Source organism: Lactobacillus sp. B4005 (assembly GCF_026536045.1).
Taxonomy (GTDB): domain Bacteria; phylum Bacillota; class Bacilli; order Lactobacillales; family Lactobacillaceae; genus Lactobacillus; species Lactobacillus panisapium.
Map to the genome: position 1 here is coordinate 228,896 of NZ_JAFNOZ010000001.1, position 20,948 is coordinate 249,843.

General features: G+C 37.0%; 26 protein-coding genes. 22 read left to right on the forward strand and 4 right to left on the reverse strand.

Annotated elements, in window-relative coordinates; all coding sequences use genetic code 11:
* Window positions 1-45 precede the first annotated feature (45 nt).
* The 9 genes from gap to J3U73_RS01250 all read left to right on the forward strand — a co-directional run bounded on the left by gap (window position 46) and on the right by J3U73_RS01250 (window position 7,846).
* On the forward strand, window positions 46-1,062 hold the full coding sequence (gene gap, locus J3U73_RS01210) for a type I glyceraldehyde-3-phosphate dehydrogenase (protein WP_103752134.1): 1,017 nt from the start codon (window positions 46-48) through the stop codon (window positions 1,060-1,062).
* 103 nt (window positions 1,063-1,165) lie between these two features.
* Window positions 1,166-2,377 carry a phosphoglycerate kinase gene (locus tag J3U73_RS01215; RefSeq protein ID WP_103752135.1) on the forward strand — a complete coding sequence of 404 codons (1,212 nt, stop codon included), beginning with the start codon at window positions 1,166-1,168 and terminating at the stop codon, window positions 2,375-2,377.
* Window positions 2,378-2,401: 24 nt separating this feature from the next.
* Window positions 2,402-3,157, forward strand: coding sequence for a triose-phosphate isomerase (tpiA, locus tag J3U73_RS01220; RefSeq protein WP_220269408.1), 756 nt, complete (start codon window positions 2,402-2,404; stop codon window positions 3,155-3,157).
* A gap of 177 nt (window positions 3,158-3,334) precedes the next feature.
* Window positions 3,335-3,952, forward strand: coding sequence for a hypothetical protein (locus J3U73_RS01225; protein ID WP_267409359.1), 618 nt, complete (start codon window positions 3,335-3,337; stop codon window positions 3,950-3,952).
* A 109-nt stretch (window positions 3,953-4,061) separates the two neighbouring features.
* A complete protein-coding gene (locus tag J3U73_RS01230; RefSeq protein WP_220269410.1) occupies window positions 4,062-4,613 on the forward strand; it encodes a hypothetical protein in 552 nt (183 codons plus the stop codon).
* 223 nt (window positions 4,614-4,836) lie between these two features.
* Window positions 4,837-5,448, forward strand: coding sequence for a hypothetical protein (locus tag J3U73_RS01235; RefSeq protein ID WP_220235294.1), 612 nt, complete (start codon window positions 4,837-4,839; stop codon window positions 5,446-5,448).
* 60 nt (window positions 5,449-5,508) lie between these two features.
* The gene (locus J3U73_RS01240) at window positions 5,509-6,078 is read left to right on the forward strand and encodes a GDSL-type esterase/lipase family protein (protein WP_220269411.1); all 570 of its coding nucleotides are present in this window, start codon (window positions 5,509-5,511) and stop codon (window positions 6,076-6,078) included.
* A 215-nt stretch (window positions 6,079-6,293) separates the two neighbouring features.
* Window positions 6,294-7,358, forward strand: a complete 1,065-nt coding sequence (locus tag J3U73_RS01245) for a PucR family transcriptional regulator (protein ID WP_267409360.1) — start codon at window positions 6,294-6,296, stop codon at window positions 7,356-7,358.
* 5 nt (window positions 7,359-7,363) lie between these two features.
* Window positions 7,364-7,846 carry a PTS sugar transporter subunit IIB gene (locus J3U73_RS01250; protein WP_220269413.1) on the forward strand — a complete coding sequence of 161 codons (483 nt, stop codon included), beginning with the start codon at window positions 7,364-7,366 and terminating at the stop codon, window positions 7,844-7,846.
* 97 nt (window positions 7,847-7,943) lie between these two features.
* Here the strand turns inward: J3U73_RS01250 and J3U73_RS01255 are convergent, their stop codons facing one another.
* On the reverse strand, window positions 7,944-8,558 hold the full coding sequence (locus J3U73_RS01255) for a KpsF/GutQ family sugar-phosphate isomerase (RefSeq protein ID WP_258562427.1): 615 nt from the start codon (window positions 8,556-8,558) through the stop codon (window positions 7,944-7,946).
* A gap of 159 nt (window positions 8,559-8,717) precedes the next feature.
* Between J3U73_RS01255 and J3U73_RS01260 the strand changes: the two genes are divergently transcribed.
* Genes J3U73_RS01260 through J3U73_RS01290 form a run of 7 tightly spaced genes read left to right on the forward strand, consistent with a single transcriptional unit; the run spans window position 8,718 to window position 13,688 of the window.
* Complete coding sequence (locus tag J3U73_RS01260; RefSeq protein WP_220269414.1) at window positions 8,718-9,200, forward strand: PTS system mannose/fructose/N-acetylgalactosamine-transporter subunit IIB; 483 nt, start codon at window positions 8,718-8,720, stop codon at window positions 9,198-9,200.
* 9 nt (window positions 9,201-9,209) lie between these two features.
* A complete protein-coding gene (locus tag J3U73_RS01265) occupies window positions 9,210-9,965 on the forward strand; it encodes a PTS mannose/fructose/sorbose/N-acetylgalactosamine transporter subunit IIC (protein WP_220269415.1) in 756 nt (251 codons plus the stop codon).
* Window positions 9,966-9,967: 2 nt separating this feature from the next.
* Window positions 9,968-10,792 (forward strand): PTS system mannose/fructose/sorbose family transporter subunit IID, encoded by an 825-nt coding sequence (locus J3U73_RS01270; protein WP_220269416.1) that lies wholly within the window; start codon window positions 9,968-9,970, stop codon window positions 10,790-10,792.
* Window positions 10,793-10,804: 12 nt separating this feature from the next.
* Window positions 10,805-11,737 carry a phosphoglycerate dehydrogenase gene (locus tag J3U73_RS01275; protein WP_267409362.1) on the forward strand — a complete coding sequence of 311 codons (933 nt, stop codon included), beginning with the start codon at window positions 10,805-10,807 and terminating at the stop codon, window positions 11,735-11,737.
* A gap of 1 nt (window position 11,738) precedes the next feature.
* Window positions 11,739-12,149, forward strand: coding sequence for a PTS sugar transporter subunit IIA (locus tag J3U73_RS01280; RefSeq protein ID WP_220269418.1), 411 nt, complete (start codon window positions 11,739-11,741; stop codon window positions 12,147-12,149).
* A 4-nt stretch (window positions 12,150-12,153) separates the two neighbouring features.
* The gene (locus J3U73_RS01285) at window positions 12,154-13,041 is read left to right on the forward strand and encodes a dihydrodipicolinate synthase family protein (RefSeq protein WP_220269419.1); all 888 of its coding nucleotides are present in this window, start codon (window positions 12,154-12,156) and stop codon (window positions 13,039-13,041) included.
* Between the two features lie 14 nt (window positions 13,042-13,055).
* Window positions 13,056-13,688, forward strand: a complete 633-nt coding sequence (locus tag J3U73_RS01290) for a ketohydroxyglutarate aldolase (protein ID WP_220269420.1) — start codon at window positions 13,056-13,058, stop codon at window positions 13,686-13,688.
* A 53-nt stretch (window positions 13,689-13,741) separates the two neighbouring features.
* Here the strand turns inward: J3U73_RS01290 and J3U73_RS01295 are convergent, their stop codons facing one another.
* Window positions 13,742-14,263, reverse strand: a complete 522-nt coding sequence (locus J3U73_RS01295) for a hypothetical protein (RefSeq protein ID WP_164715366.1) — start codon at window positions 14,261-14,263, stop codon at window positions 13,742-13,744.
* A gap of 10 nt (window positions 14,264-14,273) precedes the next feature.
* The gene (locus tag J3U73_RS01300; RefSeq protein WP_220269421.1) at window positions 14,274-15,149 is read right to left on the reverse strand and encodes a Cof-type HAD-IIB family hydrolase; all 876 of its coding nucleotides are present in this window, start codon (window positions 15,147-15,149) and stop codon (window positions 14,274-14,276) included.
* Window positions 15,150-15,353: 204 nt separating this feature from the next.
* On the opposite strand from J3U73_RS01300, the gene J3U73_RS01305 reads away from it, so the two are divergent.
* Genes J3U73_RS01305 through tsaE form a run of 3 tightly spaced genes read left to right on the forward strand, consistent with a single transcriptional unit; the run spans window position 15,354 to window position 17,533 of the window.
* Window positions 15,354-16,049 carry a uracil-DNA glycosylase gene (locus J3U73_RS01305; RefSeq protein WP_267392821.1) on the forward strand — a complete coding sequence of 232 codons (696 nt, stop codon included), beginning with the start codon at window positions 15,354-15,356 and terminating at the stop codon, window positions 16,047-16,049.
* Window positions 16,050-16,061: 12 nt separating this feature from the next.
* Complete coding sequence (pta, locus tag J3U73_RS01310; protein ID WP_220232939.1) at window positions 16,062-17,048, forward strand: phosphate acetyltransferase; 987 nt, start codon at window positions 16,062-16,064, stop codon at window positions 17,046-17,048.
* 2 nt (window positions 17,049-17,050) lie between these two features.
* Entirely contained in the window at window positions 17,051-17,533 is a 483-nt protein-coding gene (gene tsaE / locus J3U73_RS01315; RefSeq protein WP_267409365.1) for a tRNA (adenosine(37)-N6)-threonylcarbamoyltransferase complex ATPase subunit type 1 TsaE, read from the forward strand.
* Window positions 17,534-17,564: 31 nt separating this feature from the next.
* Here the strand turns inward: tsaE and J3U73_RS01320 are convergent, their stop codons facing one another.
* Complete coding sequence (locus tag J3U73_RS01320; RefSeq protein WP_103752146.1) at window positions 17,565-18,098, reverse strand: 3'-5' exonuclease; 534 nt, start codon at window positions 18,096-18,098, stop codon at window positions 17,565-17,567.
* Window positions 18,099-18,197: 99 nt separating this feature from the next.
* Between J3U73_RS01320 and murB the strand changes: the two genes are divergently transcribed.
* From murB to J3U73_RS01335, 3 genes are read left to right on the forward strand one after another with little or no spacing between them, the layout of a single operon-like run.
* Window positions 18,198-19,097, forward strand: coding sequence for a UDP-N-acetylmuramate dehydrogenase (murB, locus tag J3U73_RS01325; protein ID WP_267409366.1), 900 nt, complete (start codon window positions 18,198-18,200; stop codon window positions 19,095-19,097).
* Window positions 19,098-19,128: 31 nt separating this feature from the next.
* Window positions 19,129-19,974 (forward strand): diadenylate cyclase CdaA, encoded by an 846-nt coding sequence (cdaA, locus tag J3U73_RS01330; RefSeq protein ID WP_220269426.1) that lies wholly within the window; start codon window positions 19,129-19,131, stop codon window positions 19,972-19,974.
* A complete protein-coding gene (locus J3U73_RS01335; RefSeq protein WP_220269427.1) occupies window positions 19,971-20,945 on the forward strand; it encodes a YbbR-like domain-containing protein in 975 nt (324 codons plus the stop codon). Before cdaA ends, J3U73_RS01335 begins: the two co-directional genes overlap by 4 nt.
* Window positions 20,946-20,948: the final 3 nt, after the last annotated feature.

A 20,948-nucleotide genomic window follows, 5' to 3' on the forward strand; every position in this document is an offset into this window, starting at 1 on the left:
TTAAAATAAATAGATGTTTATAGTTCTTAAGGAGGACTTTAGAATATGACAGTTAAAATTGGTATTAACGGCTTTGGCCGTATCGGTCGTTTAGCATTCCGTCGGATCATGGATTTGGGCGAAAAGTCAAAGGATATCGAAGTTGTTGCTATTAACGACTTGACTACCCCAGCACTTTTGGCACACTTGTTGAAGTATGACTCAACTCATGGTACTTTTGACCACGAAGTTTCAGCTACTGACGACTCAATTGTTGTTGATGGTAAGAAATACCGCGTATACGCAGAACCACAAGCTCAAAACATTCCTTGGGTTAAGAACGATGGCGTTGACTTTGTTCTTGAATGTACTGGTTTCTACACTAGCAAGGCTAAGTCACAAGCTCACCTTGACGCTGGTGCAAAGAGAGTCTTAATTTCAGCACCTGCTGGTAATGACTTGAAGACTATTGTTTACTCAGTAAACGATGACACTTTGGACGCAAGCGACAAGATCGTTTCTGCTGGTTCATGTACTACTAACTCATTGGCACCAATGGTTGATGCTTTACAAAAAGAATTTGGCATCAAGGTAGCTACTATGACTACTATCCACGCTTACACTTCAACTCAAATGCTTTTGGATGGACCTGTTCGTGGTGGTAACATGCGTGCTGCTCGTGCTGCTGCAGTTAACATTATTCCTCACTCAACTGGTGCTGCTAAGGCTATTGGTCTTGTTGTTCCAGAATTGAACGGTAAAGTTAACGGTCACGCACAACGTGTTCCAGTTACTGATGGTTCATTGACTGAATTAGTTTCAATCCTTGACAAGAAGGTTACTGCTGATGAAGTTAACTCAGCATTGAAGAAGTACGAAAGCCCATCATTTGCATACAACGATGACGAAATCGTTTCAAGCGATGTTGTTGGTATGACTGCTGGTTCAATCTTTGACCCAACTCAAACTATGGTAACCACTGCTGGTGACAATCAATTAGTTAAGACTGTTGCTTGGTACGACAATGAATACTCATTCACTTGCCAAATGGTTCGTACTTTGTTGAAATTTGCTACTCTTTAATCGCTAAATTTGATTACTGTTAAGTAGTAAAGAGAAGGCGGAGGGAAATTCTTCCTTCCGCCTTTTTTTCAAGAGAAAATAATTAAGTTATCGGAGGATAAAGATGGCTAAATTAATCGTTTCAGACCTTGATGTTAAAGATAAAAAGGTTTTAGTTCGTGTTGACTTTAATGTCCCAATTAAAGATGGTGTAATTGGTGATGACAACCGGATCGTTGCTGCACTTCCTACTATTAAGTACATTATTGAAAATGGTGGTAAAGCCATTTTGCTTAGTCACTTAGGTCGGGTAAAATCAGACGCAGATAAAAAAGAATTGACTTTAAAGCCTGTTGCTGATCGCTTAAGCGAATTGTTGAACAAGCCTGTAACTTTTGTTGCCGAAAATGAAGGCAAAGAAGTTGAAGACACTATTAACAACATGCAAGACGGCGATGTTGTTGTCCTTGAAAACACTCGTTTCCAAGATATTGACAATGATTTTGGTAAGCGTGAAAGTAAGAATGATCCTAAATTAGGTGAATACTGGGCTTCACTTGGCGATATGTATGTCAATGATGCTTTTGGTACTGCTCACAGAAGTCACGCTTCTAATGTTGGTATTGCTGAAGCAATGAAGAAGGATGGTAAGCCTGCAGCAGCTGGTTTCTTGATGGAAAAAGAAATCAAATTCTTAGGCGATGCCGTTGCTAATCCAGTTCACCCATTTGTTACCATTTTGGGTGGTGCCAAAGTTTCAGACAAAATTGACGTTATTACCAACTTGATTCCTAAATCAGATCACATCTTAATCGGTGGTGGTATGGCTTATACTTTTCTTGCTGCACAAGGTCACGAAATTGGTAAGTCATTATTTGAACCTGACAAGGTTGACTTAGCTAAGAAGCTCCTTAAGGAAGCAGATGGCAAGATTGTTTTACCAGTTGATAACCTAGCTGCAACCGAATTCTCAAATGATGCTGCACGCAAGGTTGTTGGTGATGATATTCCTGAAAACATGATGGGTCTTGATATTGGTCCTAAGACTGTTGAAAAATTCAAGGATATCTTAAAAGACGCTAAGACTGTTGTATGGAACGGCCCAATGGGTGCTTTTGAAATGTCCAACTTTGCTGAAGGTACGCTAGAAGTAGGTAAGGCTTTGGCTGATCTTACTGATGCTACTACTATCATTGGTGGTGGTGACTCAACTGCTGCTGCTAAGCAATTAGGTATTGCTCCTAAGATTACCCACATCTCAACTGGTGGTGGTGCTTCTCTTCAATACCTTGAAGGTAAGGAATTACCAGGTATTGCTTGCATCTCAGATAAATAAGCTATAGGAAAGGACGTCGATTAAATGCGTACACCAATTATCGCTGGTAACTGGAAATTAAACATGAACCCAGAGCAAACAGCAGAATTTGTTGCTGCTATTAAGGATAAGTTGCCAGAATCAAGCAAAGTAGAATCATTAATTTGTGCTCCAGCTGTTGACTTAGATGCTTTGAAAAAAGCTGCGGCTGGTTCAGAATTACGTGTTGGTGCTGAAAATGCCTACTTTGAAGATGAAGGTGCCTTCACTGGTGAAACTTCACCTAAAGTTCTTAATGAAATGGGAATTAACTACTGCATTATTGGTCACTCAGAGCGTCGTGGTTACTTCCATGAAACTGATGAAGACATTAATAAAAAAGCTAAGGCATTATTTGCTAACAATGTTACCCCAATCGTTTGCTGTGGTGAATCACTCGAAACTCGTGAAGCTAACAAGCAAGAAGAATGGGTAGTTGGTCAAATTAAGGCAGACTTAGAAGGTCTTACTGCTGACCAAGTCGCTAACTTAGTAATTGCTTATGAGCCAATTTGGGCTATCGGTACTGGTAAAACTGCTAGTTCAGACCAAGCTGAAGAAATGTGCAAGACTATCCGTGATACGGTTAAAGACTTGTACAATGAAGAAACAGCTGAAAATGTTCGTATTCAATACGGTGGTTCAGTAAATCCAGGCAACGTTAAGGAATTAATGGCTAAACCAAACATCGATGGTGGTTTAGTTGGTGGTGCATCACTTAAGCCTGATTCATACTTAGCTTTAGTAAACTACCAAGACTAATTTTAACTATATTAAAGAAAAAGCTTCTGCCATGAGCAGAAGCTTTTTTTGTATGTAAGAATGGAGTAATTCGTTTGGTCAATCGTTTTTAAAATAGTTTAGAGTTTCATTGCCTTAACTATCTTTATGGGATTATAATGATAATCAACATAATAAAAAATAAGGAGGCTTTTAATAATGAAGTTGCGTAAAATAATTACCGTGTTGCTAGCGACAGTTACATTGACTACAGTCAGCGGATTGCTAACTAGTCAACCGGAAATGGTGCAAGCCAAGCAAACAAAAATTAAGATTAAGAAAACAAAAAATGGCTTTACAGCTAATTTTAATTTTCCTCAATCATGGCGTGGTAAGTGGTATAGCTATACTAATCAGAAATTGAAAAGTATGGAAATTCATTCCAAGGGCTTAAATACGCCGTGGACTGGCGAATATGTGAAACTTGTTACACCAACAAAGGTTAAAGGAACTAATAAGTATATCTGGCAAATGGGTCATAAATGGAACCAAAAACATTATCCGGTTATCAAAAAAGTTTCGCGCGTTTCTACTAAAACACTTAATAAGCAAAAATGGATTATCATGAGTCCAATTGACGAAAAATCTTTAAAGATGGGCTACGCTTTCGCCTTAGAAACTAGGCAATTAGATGGAACTAACCAGGAAATTATGTTTGAGGCAAACCCAATAACTGGTCAAATTTATGAACAATTCTTTAGGTCTCCAGAATTAGCCCAAAAATATAGTGGGTATCGTTTTAATGACTTAAACTATCTTTCTTATGGTGTAAACTAGAATAAACAAAGTAGAACTATGATTAAAAAAGCAAATTTAGACTTAAAATTGCTTTTTTTGTTAGCATAGTATTAGTGGATTATTTAGTTTTACATAAAGGATAGTTAAATTGAAAAAATTAAAATATTTATATGCTCTAATGGGAGTGTTTACTATCGGTCTTTTTGCCTACAAGGCTTTTAATAATGAAATTTTACCTCCTACACAGATAGTACAAGCGCAACATGTTAAAGGAGACTTAGGCAAATTTACTGTTCCCAAGAGAATGCGGGGAACTTGGTATGGTAAATATTTTGATATTGGTGGAATTAAGTCAAAAACGCTTAATAAATTGAAAGTGTCAGCTCATAAAATTGGTGGAACAGTTTTACATAAACAAACTGCTAATTTTAATGGGACCAAGATTCCTAAAAAAGCGCAAAATTGGGCAAGAGTATATTACCCAGTCACTTATAAAAAAGATCACGGTATTAAGTATGTTGGCATGTATCCTTGGGTTAGCCCAGCATCTTCTGGAACATATCTCGGTTTGTACCATTATAAGGGTCATAAAGTTTTAATTGAGCGAACAACGTCTTCTTCTAGAATAACTAATGTTTACTGGAAATCTAAGCGTTTAGCCAAAAGATTTGGTGGGCATAAGCCAAAAGAACTTAAGTGATACGCAGAGTATTAAACATCGATTAGTTAGCAACCTTTTATTTTATAATAGTAGTCTTATTTGGCTTTGGGTTGCTATTTGGGAATAAATCCTTTGACTCATGTTCAAAACTGACCATTTTAATGAACATATAGATAAATAAAACTAATTTGCTTAAAGGTACACTTTTAGAAATTAACTGGTATAATAATAAATTATCTTAGGTTCTCAGGAGGCCGACAATATGAAAAGTAAAAAGATTATTACACTGCTTGCAGCCGCAACTGTTACTCTGACTGCTGCTACTGGTGTAGCCGCAACTCAAGCAGAGCAAACCCAAGCAGCTAGTGTTAAGAAAAGTAAATATGGCTTTAAAAAGTCATTTACTTTCCCCACATCTTGGCGCGGCAAATGGTACAGCACCAATAATTTGACTCCAAGTCCAATGAACATTCAAAAGACTTCTTTTGATACACCATGGACAAACGAACATGTGAAAGCTGTCAAAGTTGGTAAAGTTAAGGGTACTAACAAATATCCTTGGCAAATGACCAAAGCTTGGAAATTAAAGAATGCTGGTGTATTTGCAAAATATACTCGGGTAACTACTAAGAAAATGAACGGCGAAAAGTGGATTGTTTTGAGTCCAGTCGATCAAAAGTCTACTAAAAAGGGTTATGCATTTACTGTAAAAACTGAGTTAATTGATGGCAAAAAAGAACCTGTATTGTTCCAATCACATCCGCAAGAAGGAAAGGTTACTAACCAATTCTTTACTTCTGAAGAATTAGCTAAGAAGTATGCGACATATGAGTTTAAGGACATGACTTACAGCAAAGTAAATCCTCGTCAATAATATTGTGACTGCAACTACTATCATGTAGTTGCAGTTTTTTGTTTAATTTTGGAGAAAACAGTGAAATTACTTTTATCAGGCGATAGTATCATAGCGCGAAAAGAAGGTTTAACTGAACCTCATATTAACTATAATTTAAAAAAGCTGCTTTCAAATCTTCAGGTTATTAATACCGCTGTTGCGGGAATTAACTCAGTAAAATTTTATGACTTGATTTCCGAGTTGGCTTTAAAAAGAGAACATTGCGATAAAGTAGCGATCTTATTGGGTACAAATGATTTAGCTGCCAATAAACAGGTACCAATTGATCAATTTAAGCAAAAGATGGCATCAATCGCTTCTAGCCTTATTCAAGTTTACTCACCAAAAGATATTATTTTTATTTCGCCGCCAGCCATTGATGAACTAAAGCAGAAATACCGCACAAATTATTTAGTGGCACTTTACACTGCAGCGATTGAAGAAGTTACTAAAGATTACCATCTGCAATTTATTAATTTGTACCAAGCAATGATTTCTAGTAAAGAAATTAAAATACTTTGTCGTGGTTTACTTGATGATGGCCTACATTTTGGCAATGCTGGCTATACCTTGCTAGCTAATTTGCTTTTCGAACAATTAACCAAATAGCACATTTCAGCACATCTTTTATGGTGTGATCAGCTAGATGAAGGGCGATATCTTAATCTGAATTATATAAACAAAATCCGGTGAAAATAGTCATTAAAAAAATAAGTGGAATAATTTTTGGCTGTTTTTATGCTATACTGTCCTTGTAATTTTACCTATTTAATTTGTCTAATAAAGGTAAATGTCTCGTCTTGAAGCTAAACTGGAAGTAAAACATGAATTTAAGAGCTATTTTTCAAGATTTTGAAAAAGTGGTTAAGAGTAATTCGAATATTTCTATTAGTTTGTTCGACCCTAATGGGCAGTTAGTAGCTAGCAGCCAGTATGGGGATACTGATCTGGATTTAAGAAATTTGCAAGATAATCAAACACATGTAGTTGTATATCGAATTAAAATACGTGATAGTTTTTATGGCTATCTAGTAATTAAAACCAAAGAAGTTTATAAATATTTAAATGAAATCGGGGCCGTTCTATTTGAAACTTTTAAAACCAGAATTGAACTTGAGGTCGAAAAAGAACAAAGGGCAAGGATATTGTCAACTAATGAAAAATTAACTGAGTCTATTATATATGATGATAATGTAAACGTTAGTTTAAATTTGATGAAGCAGGTATCTTTACGGCCTGATGTTTTTCGAATACCGATTATCTGTTTAAATTCACTGTCTTTTACCAATGATGTTTTGATAAATTTAAAGTATAAAATCAATGATAATCAAACTTTTTATTCCAAGATAAACGAGAATACTATCATCTTATTTATGCATGTCAACAGTAATCAACTTGATGGCTATGAGGCATATTTAATTTCGATTCTAAAAGAATTAGAAGACTGGGGACTTGATCATACCACTTTTTATCTTGGAACACTGGTTAATCATGTAAAAGATTATCAGCCAAGTTATCATCAGGCTCTTTGGCTAAAAGATTATCTCTCAATATCTAAAGGGAAAATTTTGTTCTTTAAAAATTATTATTTGACTTATTTAATTGCAAATAATAAGTCATCTTATTTTTCTTTTGAGGGGTATCTTGAAAAGATTAAACAACAAAAAATAGATATTGTTGAGGTTCAAACAATCCTTGAAAGCCTGTTAGATAATGATTTCAATCTTTCTAGAACTGCCAAAACAATGTTTATTCACAAGAATACCTTAATTTATCGCATCAATAAATTAGAACGAGAAATTTTTGGGTTTAATATTCGAAATGACTTTAAAAATAAAATCTTTGTTAGTTCATTTTTAGTCTATATAAAATATATCAAAATTAGGTAAATAAAATGTCGCTAAAAATAAAATTAGTTAGGGTAGATAGTCGTCTGTTGCACTCAACCATTGTTTTATCGTGGAGCAGATTTCTAAATATAAATTATTTTTTAATCGTTGATAATAATAGGCATATAAATGATTTCTATTACCAGGTTTTAAAACTTGGCATTCCTGAAAATAAGGAATTAAAAATCATACCTACAGATTTATTAAAGATAACCTTAAATAAACTGCGGCATGCAGATACCAAATACAATATAATTCTTGTTTTTAGTTCTTATGAAACGCTACTAGAAGCAATAGAAAAAGGGTTTAACTATTTAGATATTCAAGTTCCATATCGAAGTAGTCGACTCACTGTGACAGGTTTAGAAAAACAGTTTAGTGGTAAAGACTTAAGTTTAATTAAAGAGTGTCAAAAAAGAGGGGTTAAGTTCTATTTTCAAACTACTCCTTATGAAGATCGAAATTACGGACCATTTAAAAAGTTATAAATTAAAGAAATAAAAAACCGCTGATTCTATCGTTGAATGTGCCTCCATTTTCCTGACTTTGGAGATCACATCACATCTTGGAATCAGCGGTTTTTAACTATAATTTTTCTTTTTTAGCAGTTAACTTTTGACCTAATGCTCCACCTGGATGAAAAAGTGCAAAGTCTTTCTTCGTGAAATTTTTTTGCTCTGAAAGAGCGCATGCCATGGCGTCTCCGACTACGAGTTCGGCTGTTGAACTGGCTGTGGGTGCTAAATTCAACTGATCCGCTTCTTTGTCTACATGGACTAAAAGATGGTAATCGCATTTTTTAGCGAGACTTGAATGATTATTACCGGTCATGGCAATGGTTTTAGCCCCAATTTTCTTAATAAATCGTATGGTTGCGAGCGTCTCTGCTGTTTCACCACTATTTGAAATTATTATTACCAAATCATTTTTAGTTATCATACCTAAATCGCCGTGCATGCTCTCAGCGGCATGAATGAAAATTGCTGGTGTGCCTAAACTTGAAAAAGTGGCCGCTATTTTTTGAGCAACATGTCCAGTTTTTCCTATTCCCATAAAAATAATTCGACCGGGACAGGACTGACAGATTTTTAACACCTCTTGATATTCTTTTTGATTCTGGTCAAGTTGATGATTAACTCCTTTTAATGCACTAATTTCATTATCAAAAACGTTATGCATTGTTTCAATGTACTTTGACATTTCAAAACCTCCTATCATTTCTTTAGGTCAGCTTAATGGATTACTGTTAGTTGTGTCTTGGGACGAATGCACAAATTATTGCTGCAATTTTTGTCTATTATGCCGTTCTCTATGTAAGCGAATTCAATTAAGATGATGATATAGATAGGAGGAAAAAACATGGCAATTAAGTTAACTAGAGTGGACTATAGAATGATTCATGGTCAAGTTATTACTAGGTGGATTAAACAATGTGATATTAACGAAATTGATGCTGTAGATGATGCACTGAGCGAAGATGAATTTATGCAAGAGGTCTTCAAAATGGCCGCTCCAGCTGGGGTGAAAATTCAAATTTATTCAGTAAAGGAGGCGATTAAAGCTCAAGAAAGTGGTCAATTTAACAAACGGCGCTGCCTAATACTGTTTAAAACAGTTCCATCATTATATAACGCAATTACAAGCGGATTTGAACTAAATGAAGTTCAAATTGGTGGTCTTGGTGGTGGCTCGGATCGCAAGGCAGTTAATAATGCCATTACGCTTAATCAGGAGGATGGCAATAAATTGAAGGAACTAGAGAAGCGAGGAATTCACATTTATCTTCAAACTACACCTGATTATCCTTCAGAAGAACTTGATGAAGCTTTAGCAAAGCTATAGGAGGACAAAATGGTTATTAAAGCTATTTTAGTTGGTATCTTATATTGGTTAGGGATGGGCAGAGCTGAATATTATGTTGCGTATGCTTTAAGAAAACCAGTTGTAACAGGTACATTAATTGGCGTAATTTACGGTAATGTTCCGGCAGGGCTGCTGTATGGCGCTAGCATTCAGTTGATGTGGATGGGCGGAATTGAGGCAGGAGGAAACATTCCGGCTGATCAAAGTTTAGCAACGTGTATTGCTGTCCCAGCAGCTATTTTAAGTGGCATTAAACCCGGTGCTGCAGTGGCTTTGGCAGTGCCCTTCAGTGTCTTGGGCGTCTTAATTAATAATTTGCGGCGCACCTTCAATTCCTTTTTTAATACCAGAGTAGATAGATTAATTGCTGAAAGAAAATATGATGCCGTAAATAAATGGGAATTTTTAATTCCTTGGGCATGTAATTTTGTTCTTTATTTTACCCCTGTTTTTGTGGCCACATTGTTTGGACCAGGGGTTTTGAAAGTATTTGTAAATGTAATACCTACATGGTTAATGAATGGCTTGAATAATGCAGGTATGATGTTACCTGCGCTCGGTTTTGCCCTAACAATTGTCGTAATGGGTAAGAAAAAATACATTCCCTTCTTTGTTTTAGGCTATTTTATGTTTGCAACAATGAAGTTTTCAATGTTAACTGGTGCTGTTTATGCAATTTCAATTGCTTTAATTTTTTCATTATTAAGGCAAAATGATGATGTCGAAATCAGTGAGGAGCAATAGCTATGGATAAAGGCATGACCCAGAATATTAAAGTAACCAAATTAGATATTATTAAGGCTTGGGCAAAATGGTGCTTAGCAGTTGAGGTACCAGTAAGTTTTGATCGGATGCAGGCACTAGCCTTCAGCTTTTCTATCAGTCATATTCTAAAAAAAGTATACCAAAACAATCCTGAAGAGTATCAGAAAGCCATGGTAAGGCATGTACAGATGTTTAATACTAATTGTGACTGGGGCAGTATTATTCACGGAATTACAATTTCGCTAGAGGAGCAACGCGCACAAGGAAACACTAAAGTGACACCTGAGATGATTGAGTCGCTAAAAGTGGGCTTAATGGGGCCGCTGGCTGGTATTGGAGATAGTGTCGACCAAGGCATAGTGGCAACGATTCCGCTAGCAATATTTGTTCCGTTAGCCTTGAAAGGCGCCGTTTGGGCAGCTTTTGTTCCCGGCATAATTTACCTTATTTGGAGTTATGCCTGGTCTTACTTTTTAATAAATCAAGGCTATAAACTAGGTCGTAATTCAGTTATGAAATTGCTGAAGTCAGGTCTTTTAAAAAGGGTAATCGATGTGGCAAGCATTGTCGGTCTTTTCATGATTGGCTGTCTTTCAGCTTCATACGTTAAATTCCCGATTGCTTTAAAAGCGGGAGGGGTCAGCATACAACAGGTATTGGATCAAATATTGCCTGGAATGTTACCGTTCTTATTAACTATGGGGATGTATTTTTATATTGATAAAAAAGGCCCAAAGTTTATTCGCATTTTGGTAGCAACCATGATTTTAGCAATTATTTTAACAGCCATTGGCGTTATGGCTTAGAAAGGTCTAACCATGAAAATATTAATTACACCTAGAGGTTTTGCTAATGTAGGTAAAACCTATATTCAAAAGATGAAAGCTGCAGGTTTTGAGGTTGATTATAATCAAACAGGAAAGTCTTATACCTTTGAACAGTTTAAAAGGAAAGCGGCCGATGCTGACGCTATAATCGTTGGTGTTGATCAAGTGAATCAGGAACTATTTGCCAGTTCTCCCAAATTAAAGGCAGTGTGCAAATTTGGTGTTGGTATTGATAACATTGACCTCACTGAAGCTACAAAAAGAGGAATAGCTGTAGGAAGAACAGTCGGTTCAAATTCAAACTCGGTTGCTGAACATGTATTGGCTTTTATATTAGCTGATGCTAAGAACCTTCTCGGATCGGTTAAAGAGGTAAAAGCTGGAAAATGGGACAAACCGACCGGAAGCGAAATCGAAGGAAAAATATTAGGAATAGATGGATTTGGTTCGATCGGTAAAATATTGGCTAAAAAAGCTAATAATTTAGGAATGAAAGTATTGGTTAATGATATTTTTAATATTGATCCAAAAGAACAGAGGGCAGCTGGCATAAAACAAGTTACTTTTGATGAGCTTCTTGAAAGATCAGATTACCTAACTTTACATTTACCTTTAAATGAGCACACTAAAGATACAATTAATGCTAATGAATTAGCGAAAATGAAGAAAAGCGCTTGCTTAATTAATGCGGCTAGAGGCGGAATTGTTAATGAAACGGCATTGCTGCTAGCGCTTAGAAAAAAGCAGATTAGAAGTGCATACTTTGATGTTTTTAGTGAAGAACCGCCTAAAAACGGCACTGAGTTATTGGCATTGCCCAATTTTTATCTAACGCCACATATCGCAGCGCGAACTGAAGAAGCAGAGTTAAGAACTTGTGCATACTCTACACGCTTTATCTTGAATGCTTTGAAGGAGGATTAAATTGTCTATTAAACTAGTAGTTGCAACTCATGGTGACTTTGGTAGTGAGCTTATTAAATCAGCTGGGATGCTTGTTGGTGATACTAGAGACATTATTTCACTAGCGTTATTGCCGGGAATGTCTTTTGAAGATTTTGCTAATAAGGCTAAGACCGAGTTAGACGGTATTAAAAACAAAGATATTCTTTGTTTTGTTGATTTATTTGGTGGGACGCCGTCGAATACTATGACAGCATTGACTCGTGCCTATTCAATGCAAGTGATTACGGGACTAAATTTACCAATGCTAGTAGATGCTTTTTTAAAAGTTCAAGCTGGAGAAACAAATTTGTTCAATTTAACCAAGGACATTTTTAATAACGCAAAAGATACAATTGTAATTACTAATGAAAAACTGAAAGAGGCAAAATAGAAAAATGTTTACTGGAATTATTACTCCAATTGTCACGCCGTTTAATCATGATAGAAGGCAAACTATTAATTATAAGGCAACAGATCAGTTGATTGACTATTTAATTAACAATGGTGTAGATGGCATTTTTCCGTTGGGAAGTAATGGTGAGTTTACACAACTTTCTCCCGATGAAAGAAATAAGTTTGCAGAACATGTAATTAAACATGTTAATCATCGTGTCCCAGTTTATGTCGGAACGGGCGCTTGCAGTACAAAAGAAGCCATTGATTATGCCCAAGCGGCAGAAAAGATGGGAGCCGATGCCTTATCGGTAATTACGCCGTATTTTTTTAAGTTACGTGACCAAGATTTATATAACTACTATAGGCAAATTGCTGAGAGCGTTAATATACCAGTTATTCTGTATAACATCCCGGCTAATACTCAAAATAATATTTCTCCTGAAGTATTGGATAAGCTAGCCGAAATTCCTAACGTCGCTGGCATTAAGGATAGTAGTGGTGATCTTGCTAAAATTGATACATATCTTAAGGTAGTTAAAAAGCATTCGAATTTGCATTTTTTAATTGGATCTGATTCAAAGATTTCTTATGCTTTTGATCATGGTGCATCGGGCGCGATTGCGGGCACAAGTAACTTGTTAATCAAGAATTTAGTTTCATTAGCTAAGGCATTAAGAGTAAAGGATGAGATTACTGCACAAAGATTACAAGCTTCTCTAGATCCTTTACGGGAAATTATGCACCAGGCGCCGGTTCCATTAGTTTTGAAAAGGGCCGTATCCCTTGCCGGTATTGCTGATGTAGGAGATGCGAGAGGGCCAGAGCTAGCGCCAAATGAGCAGCTTAACGAAGAAATAATAGAATTAGTAAAAAGTTACAATATATAAAAGGGGAGTTTAAATTGCGCAAATTTGATTATTTAAAACAAATACTAGATAGCTGTGCTTTAGCTGTAGTCAGAGCACCTAAAAAGCGAGTACTTGAAATAGCCAAGGGGATTCATCAAGGCGGTATAAATGTAATGGAAGTCAGTTATACTAATAATGATGCACCTTTAGCGATTGATTTGGTTCATGAAAATTTTGGTGACCAAGTGTTAGTAGGAGCCGGAACAATTTTGGATCCACAAACAGCCCGTGATGCTATTTCACATGATGCTGGCTTTTTGTATTCGCCTATCTTTGATCAGGATGTGGCGGCGTTAGCTAATGAGTACCAAATTCCTTATGCAGCTGGTTGTACGACTGTTACTGAAGCTGTTTCGGCAATGAGGGCAGGTGCTTCTTTTATTAAAATGTTTCCGTATTCAGGAATTGAAGGTCCCAAAGTAATTGAAACGATTAAGACCCCGATTCCGTGGATGCCGGTTCTTCAATCTGGGGCGGTAACAGAGGCTAATGTTGATCAATGGCTTGATGCCGGCGCAGAAGTTTTAGGAATCGGAAGTGCTTTAACTAAGGGATCTATTGCTGACATCTCTGATCATGCATGCAAAATTCGACAAGCAATCGAACGGTATCGTCAGGAAAAATAAGTTTAATGTCAACACAATAATAAAAAGTTTCGTGAAAACGAAACTTTTTTGCGCTAATTAAATTTTACATTATATTTTTGGCCGATTGGCGGAAACGTTGGAAGCCGCAAGGGAGTGGTATGCCATTGGGTAAACAAAGTGGCACATAACAAAATGAAGGGAACATCTTCTGGTCGTAGAATATTGCAGGTAAGAACTACGCCAATTTTTTGGACATCCGTTTTTACAGTCGCTACTTTTTTGATTCCTGATAAAAACTTGTAACTCCCGTTTTTAATACTTCCGCTAACGAGGTAATTTAGCCGAGTGACATAAAACAGGTTTGTAACTTTACTATTGAGACGTTTAACCTTTACTAAAGAATGGTTAACAACGTCGATGGTATAAGAAGAAATAATCCCATTTCCGTCAGTATAAAGACGTCCAATTTCTGTCCCATGAGTATTTTTTAGATAGAGGGTATGATTGGGATTATCAAGATTACCCTGAATAATATACTGAATTTTACCTTGCTCATTGGCTACGGGAATTTGACCATACTCCTGTTTTTGATTTAGTTCCAATAAATAGCGCATTCCAGCACCTCTATTCTTTAGCGTTATTGCTAATAAACTTCTTTAAAATATAAGCTACTCCATTTTCATTATTAGTTTTAGTTTTAACTTGTGCAATTTTTTTGATTGCGTAGACGGCATTTCCCATTGCCACACCGGTACCTGCATCCCTAATCATGCTTTCATCATTAAGGTTATCGCCAATTGCCGCAATTTCATTTTGCTTGATTCCCTTTTTTTGTGCGTAGTCCAATAATGCCGGTCCCTTTTGGGCCTTGATATCGTTGATTTCGATGTTAGCAGAAGAGCTGGAAGTAACAGCAACATTGCCAAGTGCCGTGATTTCTTTTTTGACGTCAACAAACGCTTCTGGTCCATGACCGTCAAAAGCAATAATTTTCATAACTTCAAAATGGGGATCATTTAAAAGTCTGGTAAAACTATTAACATGCTTCATACTAAACATTGCATTACTGCCAGCGGAGGTTGCCACAGCCTTTTTAAACGTCAGTCCCGGATTAAGGGCAATTAGTGATCGAGCTAAGTTAACAACTCGCTGACTTATATCTAGCGAATAAATTAGGTCTTCGGTTACTAACTCATGGTAAATATGATGTTTTTGCAAGATGTTGACAACTTGCTCCGCTTTATCATTTGGTAATGCGTGTTTAACTTGCAACTGATTATTGGCATCATAAACCAAAGCACCATTGATGTTGATGAATCCTGTTTTAAGGCCATAATTTTCGATTACTTTACGTGACTGTTGTGGTGAACGACCAGTTGCAACTAAGAATTCAATGCCATTTTTTTGAGCTTCCCGAATTGCCTTAATATTTTCATTAGATACTATTAAATCACTGTTAAACAAGGTACCGTCCAGATCGCATGCTACTAATTTAATCAAGATAAAATAAGCTCCTCCTCCCGAAAATCGGTATTTTTTACTTCTCTATCATATTAACATAATAAGGGGAGAAAACTTTTCACATTTTTAAATAAAATCTAATTAAATAGAAGATAAAGAACCGTTTAAATGTCGAAAATTCTGCACAAACATTATTAATTTCATGATACCATAAGGGCTAGTGAAAGAGAGGCTATTGCTAGAATGAAAAAATTTATTGGTAATGACTGGGACGAAGTATTGGCTCCTATATTTGACAGTAACGAATATCATGAATTACATGAATTCTTAAAAACAGAGTACAAAACTAAGCGGATATTCCCAGATATGTATCATATTTTTACTGCTTTTAAGTTAACCCCTTTTGCTAAAACAAAAGTAGTCATTTTAGGTCAGGATCCCTATCACAATCCTGGTCAGGCAACAGGAATGAGCTTTGCTGTAATGCCTGGAGTAAAATTGCCACCGTCATTACAAAATATTTATAAAGAACTATATGATGATGTCGGCTGTGTGCCGGTTCAACATGGTTACTTGAAAAAATGGGCAGATCAAGGAGTGCTCCTTTTGAACGCAGTTTTAACAGTTCCTTATGGTCATGCTAATGGTCATCAAGGTAAAGGCTGGGAAAAAGTAACGGATGCTGCTATCAAGGCTTTGAGCGCTCGGGGAGAAGTAGTTTTCATTCTTTGGGGACGATATGCTCAAAATAAAATTGCATTAATTGACCTTGACCGTAATTTTGTGATTAAATCAGCTCACCCCAGTCCATTTTCGGCAGATCGTGGCTTTTTTGGCTCACGGCCATTTTCTCGTTGTAACGAAGCCCTGCGGAAATTTGGGAAAACCCCAATTGACTGGCAATTACCGCAACAAGTAACACAATCAGATTTAGTATAGGTGAGATAATAAATGAGTATTTTTGAACTATTAAAAAGTAAAGTAAAGAACGCGGGAAAAAAGTACCGCATTGTTTTTGCAGAAGGAAATGATGAAAGAGTATTAGCCGCTGCCGCTGCACTGCAGCAAGATGATGTTTTAGAGCCAATTTTATTAGGCGACACAGCTGAAATTGAAAATGTTGCTAACCAAAATAAGATCTCATTGGCCCAAATACAAGTGGTTAACCCCGAAAAATTTCATGCGCTAGATGAAATGATTGCAGCTTTCATTTCGGCTCGGGGTAAAGAAATAACTAAGGAAGAAGTCCGTGAAGCGTTAAAAGATCCTAATTACTTTGGTACAATGCTAGTTAAAATGGGCAAGGCTGATGGTATGGTTTCTGGGGCTGCTCATTCAACCGCGGAAACCGTTCGTCCCGCTCTGCAATTAATCCATACTGCAGCCGGGATGAGTCGTGTTTCTGGTAGTTTCATTATGGAACGTGGGGAAGAAAAATATCTTTTTGCTGATTGCGCAATTAATATCGCACCAGATGCTAAAACGTTGGCAGAAATAGCCTATCAATCAGTTCAAACAGCTAAACTAGCAGATATTGAACCACGTGTAGCCTTTTTGAGTTTTTCAACTAAGGGTTCTGCCAAAGGTGAGATGGTTACCAAAGTAGCTGAAGCTGCTTCACTATTCCAAAAACAGCACCCAGATATTCCTGCTGATGGCGAGTTGCAATTTGATGCTGCATTTGTACCCGCAGTGGCAGCTAAAAAAGCTCCAGACTCTGAGATAAAGGGGAGAGCTAATATTTTTATTTTCCCAGAACTACAGTCTGGTAATATAGCATATAAAATTACGCAGCGTTTGGGGAATTTTACGGCTATTGGGCCCATTCTGCAAGGAATTGCACAGCCGGTTAATGATTTATCACGGGGTGCAAGCAGTGATGATATTTATCATATGGCTGTTTTAACCGCTGCTCAAGCGCTATTAAAGGATAAATAGTAATGAAAATAAATGTAAATTCTTCCACGGAAATGAAACAACTTGGTGCTGCGATTGCAAGTACCGCTAAAGCACATGATTTACTGCTGCTAAATGGTGATTTAGGAGCTGGCAAAACCACTTTGACGCAAGGTATTGGCGAGGCTTTGGGGGTTAGGCGCCCTGTTAAAAGTCCTACTTTTACCATCGTTCGTGAATATGAAGAAGCTAAGTTGCCAATTTATCATATGGACTTTTATCGTTTAGAAAATGATGATTTATCATCAATTGATTTAAGCAGCTATTTACAGCAGCCGGGACTAGTGGTAATCGAGTGGCCTGAAGTTGTTAAAGCCGATCTGCCTGATCAATATTTACAAATTGTAATTCGCCGGGTTGATGATAGTTGGGATTCGACTAAAAGAACGGTTGAATTCCGCCCACAGGGAAAGCGAAATGAAGATTGGGTAGCCGAAATTGCGAATAAAATAAAAAACAGGACTTAACCATTTTAGTCCTGTTTTTAGTATGATTATATTAAACTTGATAAACCAAATTTTTAATTGCTTCATCCCCAAACTGCTCATTTTGCGCAATTAAAATGCCAGCACATGCTTCGCTGTCACTAAGTGCATTGTGGTGATGCCATAATTCGACATCTAAAGCATCAGAAACAGTATCTAATTTATGGTTAGGCAGATCTGGTTCAAACAGTTTGCTGGTCTGCAACGTGTCAATGACAAAGTAATGCGGTTCCTGAATATCGTAACGACCTAAACTTTGACGCATAACATTAGTATCAAAGCGGGCGTTATGCGCACAAACGAGCATACCAGGTTGATAAAGCCGTTTAATGTGGGGCCAAACTTCAGCCATAGTAGGGGCATCTTTAACGTCATCGGCTGTAATATCGTGTACTTCAATATTACGGGCATCAAATGGCATTTGGGGATTAATAACAGTATAAAAACGGTCAACAATTTTATTATTCCGCACCATCACCAATGCTAATGAACAAGCACTTTCTGGGTGACGGTTAGCGGTCTCAAAGTCCATTGCGATAAAATTCATTTTTTCTCCTTTAAAACTTAATTTTAGTATAACATAGGATGAAGCAACTAAATGAATGCGGTAAAATAGTAAAAAGATAGGATAAAGGGAGCTATAACTTTGAAGTTATTTGATTTAGTAAAAGATGGAATAGAAATAAAAAAACAGGTTCCGCTTAGCAAGTATACATTTACTAAAACTGGTGGGCCAGCAGAATATTTAGCTTTTCCGCAAAATCAAGCCGAACTAGAAAAATTAGTGGAAACCGCTAATTCTAAGCAAATTCCCTTAACCGTGATCGGTAATGCTTCCAACTTAATTATTCGTGATGGTGGAATTGCGGGTTTGGTAATTATTTTAACCAAAATGAATAAGATTACCATTAGCGGTAGCTGTGTTGAAGCCCAAGCGGGTGCCCGGATTATTGATACGGCATTTTTTGCTGCTAAGCACGGACTCAGTGGCTTGGAATTTGCTGCGGGTATTCCTGGAAGTGTTGGTGGAGCAGTTTTTATGAATGCGGGCGCATATGGCGGCGAGACAGCTGAGGTTATTCAAACAGTTAAGGTTTTAACGCCAACTGGTGAATTTAAAGAATATTCGAATAAGGAGATGCAATTTTCATATCGTCATTCTCTTGTTCAAGAAAATAATGATGTGGTAGTTAGTGCAACTTTTAGCTTGCATCCCGGTCAAAAAAATATAATTTTGGCTGAAATGAATTACTTAAATGCGTTGCGCCAATATAAACAGCCACTTGAATATCCTTCATGTGGCAGTGTTTTTAAGCGTCCCACAGGCCATTATGTTGGGCCAATGATTATTCAAGCTGGTCTGCAGGGAAAACAGGTTGGTGGTGCTCAGAACTCGACTAAGCATGCCGGCTTTATTGTCAATAAAGGTGGTGCTACTGCAACAGATTACCTTGACTTAATTGCGTTAATCCAAGCCAAAATTAAAGAACAGTTTGGGCTGGATTTGCAGACGGAAGTTCGCATAATTGGTAAACCAATTGATTAAAAAATATTTTAGATATTAGAAAGGAGTATTTATGCATTTTAATGTTTCCAATATTTTTACTTGGAGCAACTTATCGACTATTCTTGATGTTTTAATCATCTGGTTTTTAGTCTACCACCTCGTTATTTTAATTAGGGGTACTAAGGCCGTTCAACTGGCAAAGGGAATTGTCTTAATCTTCATTGTCCGGATCATTGCCGGTGTTCTTCAGCTCCATACCACTACTTGGTTAATTGATCAGATTGTATCTTGGTCGGTAGTGGGAATTATCGTGATTTTTCAGCCTGAAATTAGGCGTGGACTTGAGCATTTAGGACGGCTGCCAATTTTTGGAGGTCGCGAGGAGAGTGAACGTGACGAATCGATTAGGTTTATCAATGAGCTAGATAAAGCGATTCAGTACATGTCCAAAAGAAGAATTGGTGCCCTGATTACAATCCAGCAGGAAACAGGTCTTGATGATTATATTGAGACAGGAATTAAATTAGATGCGCGGGTAACTGGCGAATTGCTAATAAACATTTTTATTCCTAATACTCCTTTACACGATGGTGCTGTTATTATTAACCAAGACCATGAAATTGCGGTTGCCGCTGCTTACTTGCCGCTGTCCGACAACAGTATGATCCCCAAGCGACTCGGAACAAGGCACCGCGCCGCTGTGGGTATTTCGGAAGTTACGGATGCGATTACGATCGTTGTATCTGAGGAAACAGGTGGAGTAACTATTACTCGAAATGGTCGTTTCCTTCTTGATATGACTCGTGACGAATATATGAAATATTTAACTGCTGAACTAGTACCTAAGAAAAATGAGAATGCTAAATGGTACCAAAAGATTATGCGTAAAATTTGGAAGTGGGGTGCTGACCGATGAAAGAATTTTGGCGTAAATCGTGGTTTATTCGTCTTGTTTCCTTACTAATAGCGATTTTATTGGTTATTTACGTTAATGATACTCAAGGCGGTTTCTTAACTCAGGGCCAAACTAGTCGTACCAGGCAAACAGCTAATAAAACACAGACAATTAGTGTGCCCCTACAAGTCTCTGTGGACACGGATAAATACTACGTAGTGGGTTACCCAGAAAAAGTCAATATTACATTGGAAGGTTCAACCGCGCTTGTGACTTCGACAATTAATACGCAAAATTTTCGCGCTTATATTGATTTAACAAGTAAAAGCATTGGCACCCACGATGTTAAAGTTCATGTTAATGGTATCAGCCGGCAAATTTCTTATTCAATTAATCCCAAGACGGTCCATGTCAATATTCAAAGACGAAAATCGACTACCATGCCTATACAAATAGAGTATAATAAGAGTGCTGTTGCCCATGGTTATACATTAGGGCATTCTAGCGTATATCCTCAGCAAGTTGAAGTTACTGGTGCGCGAAGCGAAGTTGAGCAGATTGACCAAATTATTGCTAAAGTTGTATTACCAAATGAAATTACTCACACTTATGAGCGGCAAGTAAGTTTGGTAGCGCAAGATCGAAAAGGTAGGCAGCTTAATGTCGTGATTGAGCCAGCTACTGCCAAGGTAACTATTCCAATCTCTGTTGCTAAGAAAAATGTCAAAGTTAAGTTGCAGCCAAAGCATGAACGAAATAACAAAATTTATTCACTAACTGCTAAAAATGACTATGTTACTATTTATGGTGCGGAAAAGGACTTAGCAAAGATTAAAAGTCTACAAGTACCAATTGATCTTAGTAATGTTGCTGCTTCAACGACAAAAACAGTTTCATTGGCCATACCGCATGGGGTAGTTAAGGCCAATCCTGCTCAAATTAGTATTGATATTAAAGTGGAAAATTCCGATGCTAAGGGCAGTAAAAATTAAATT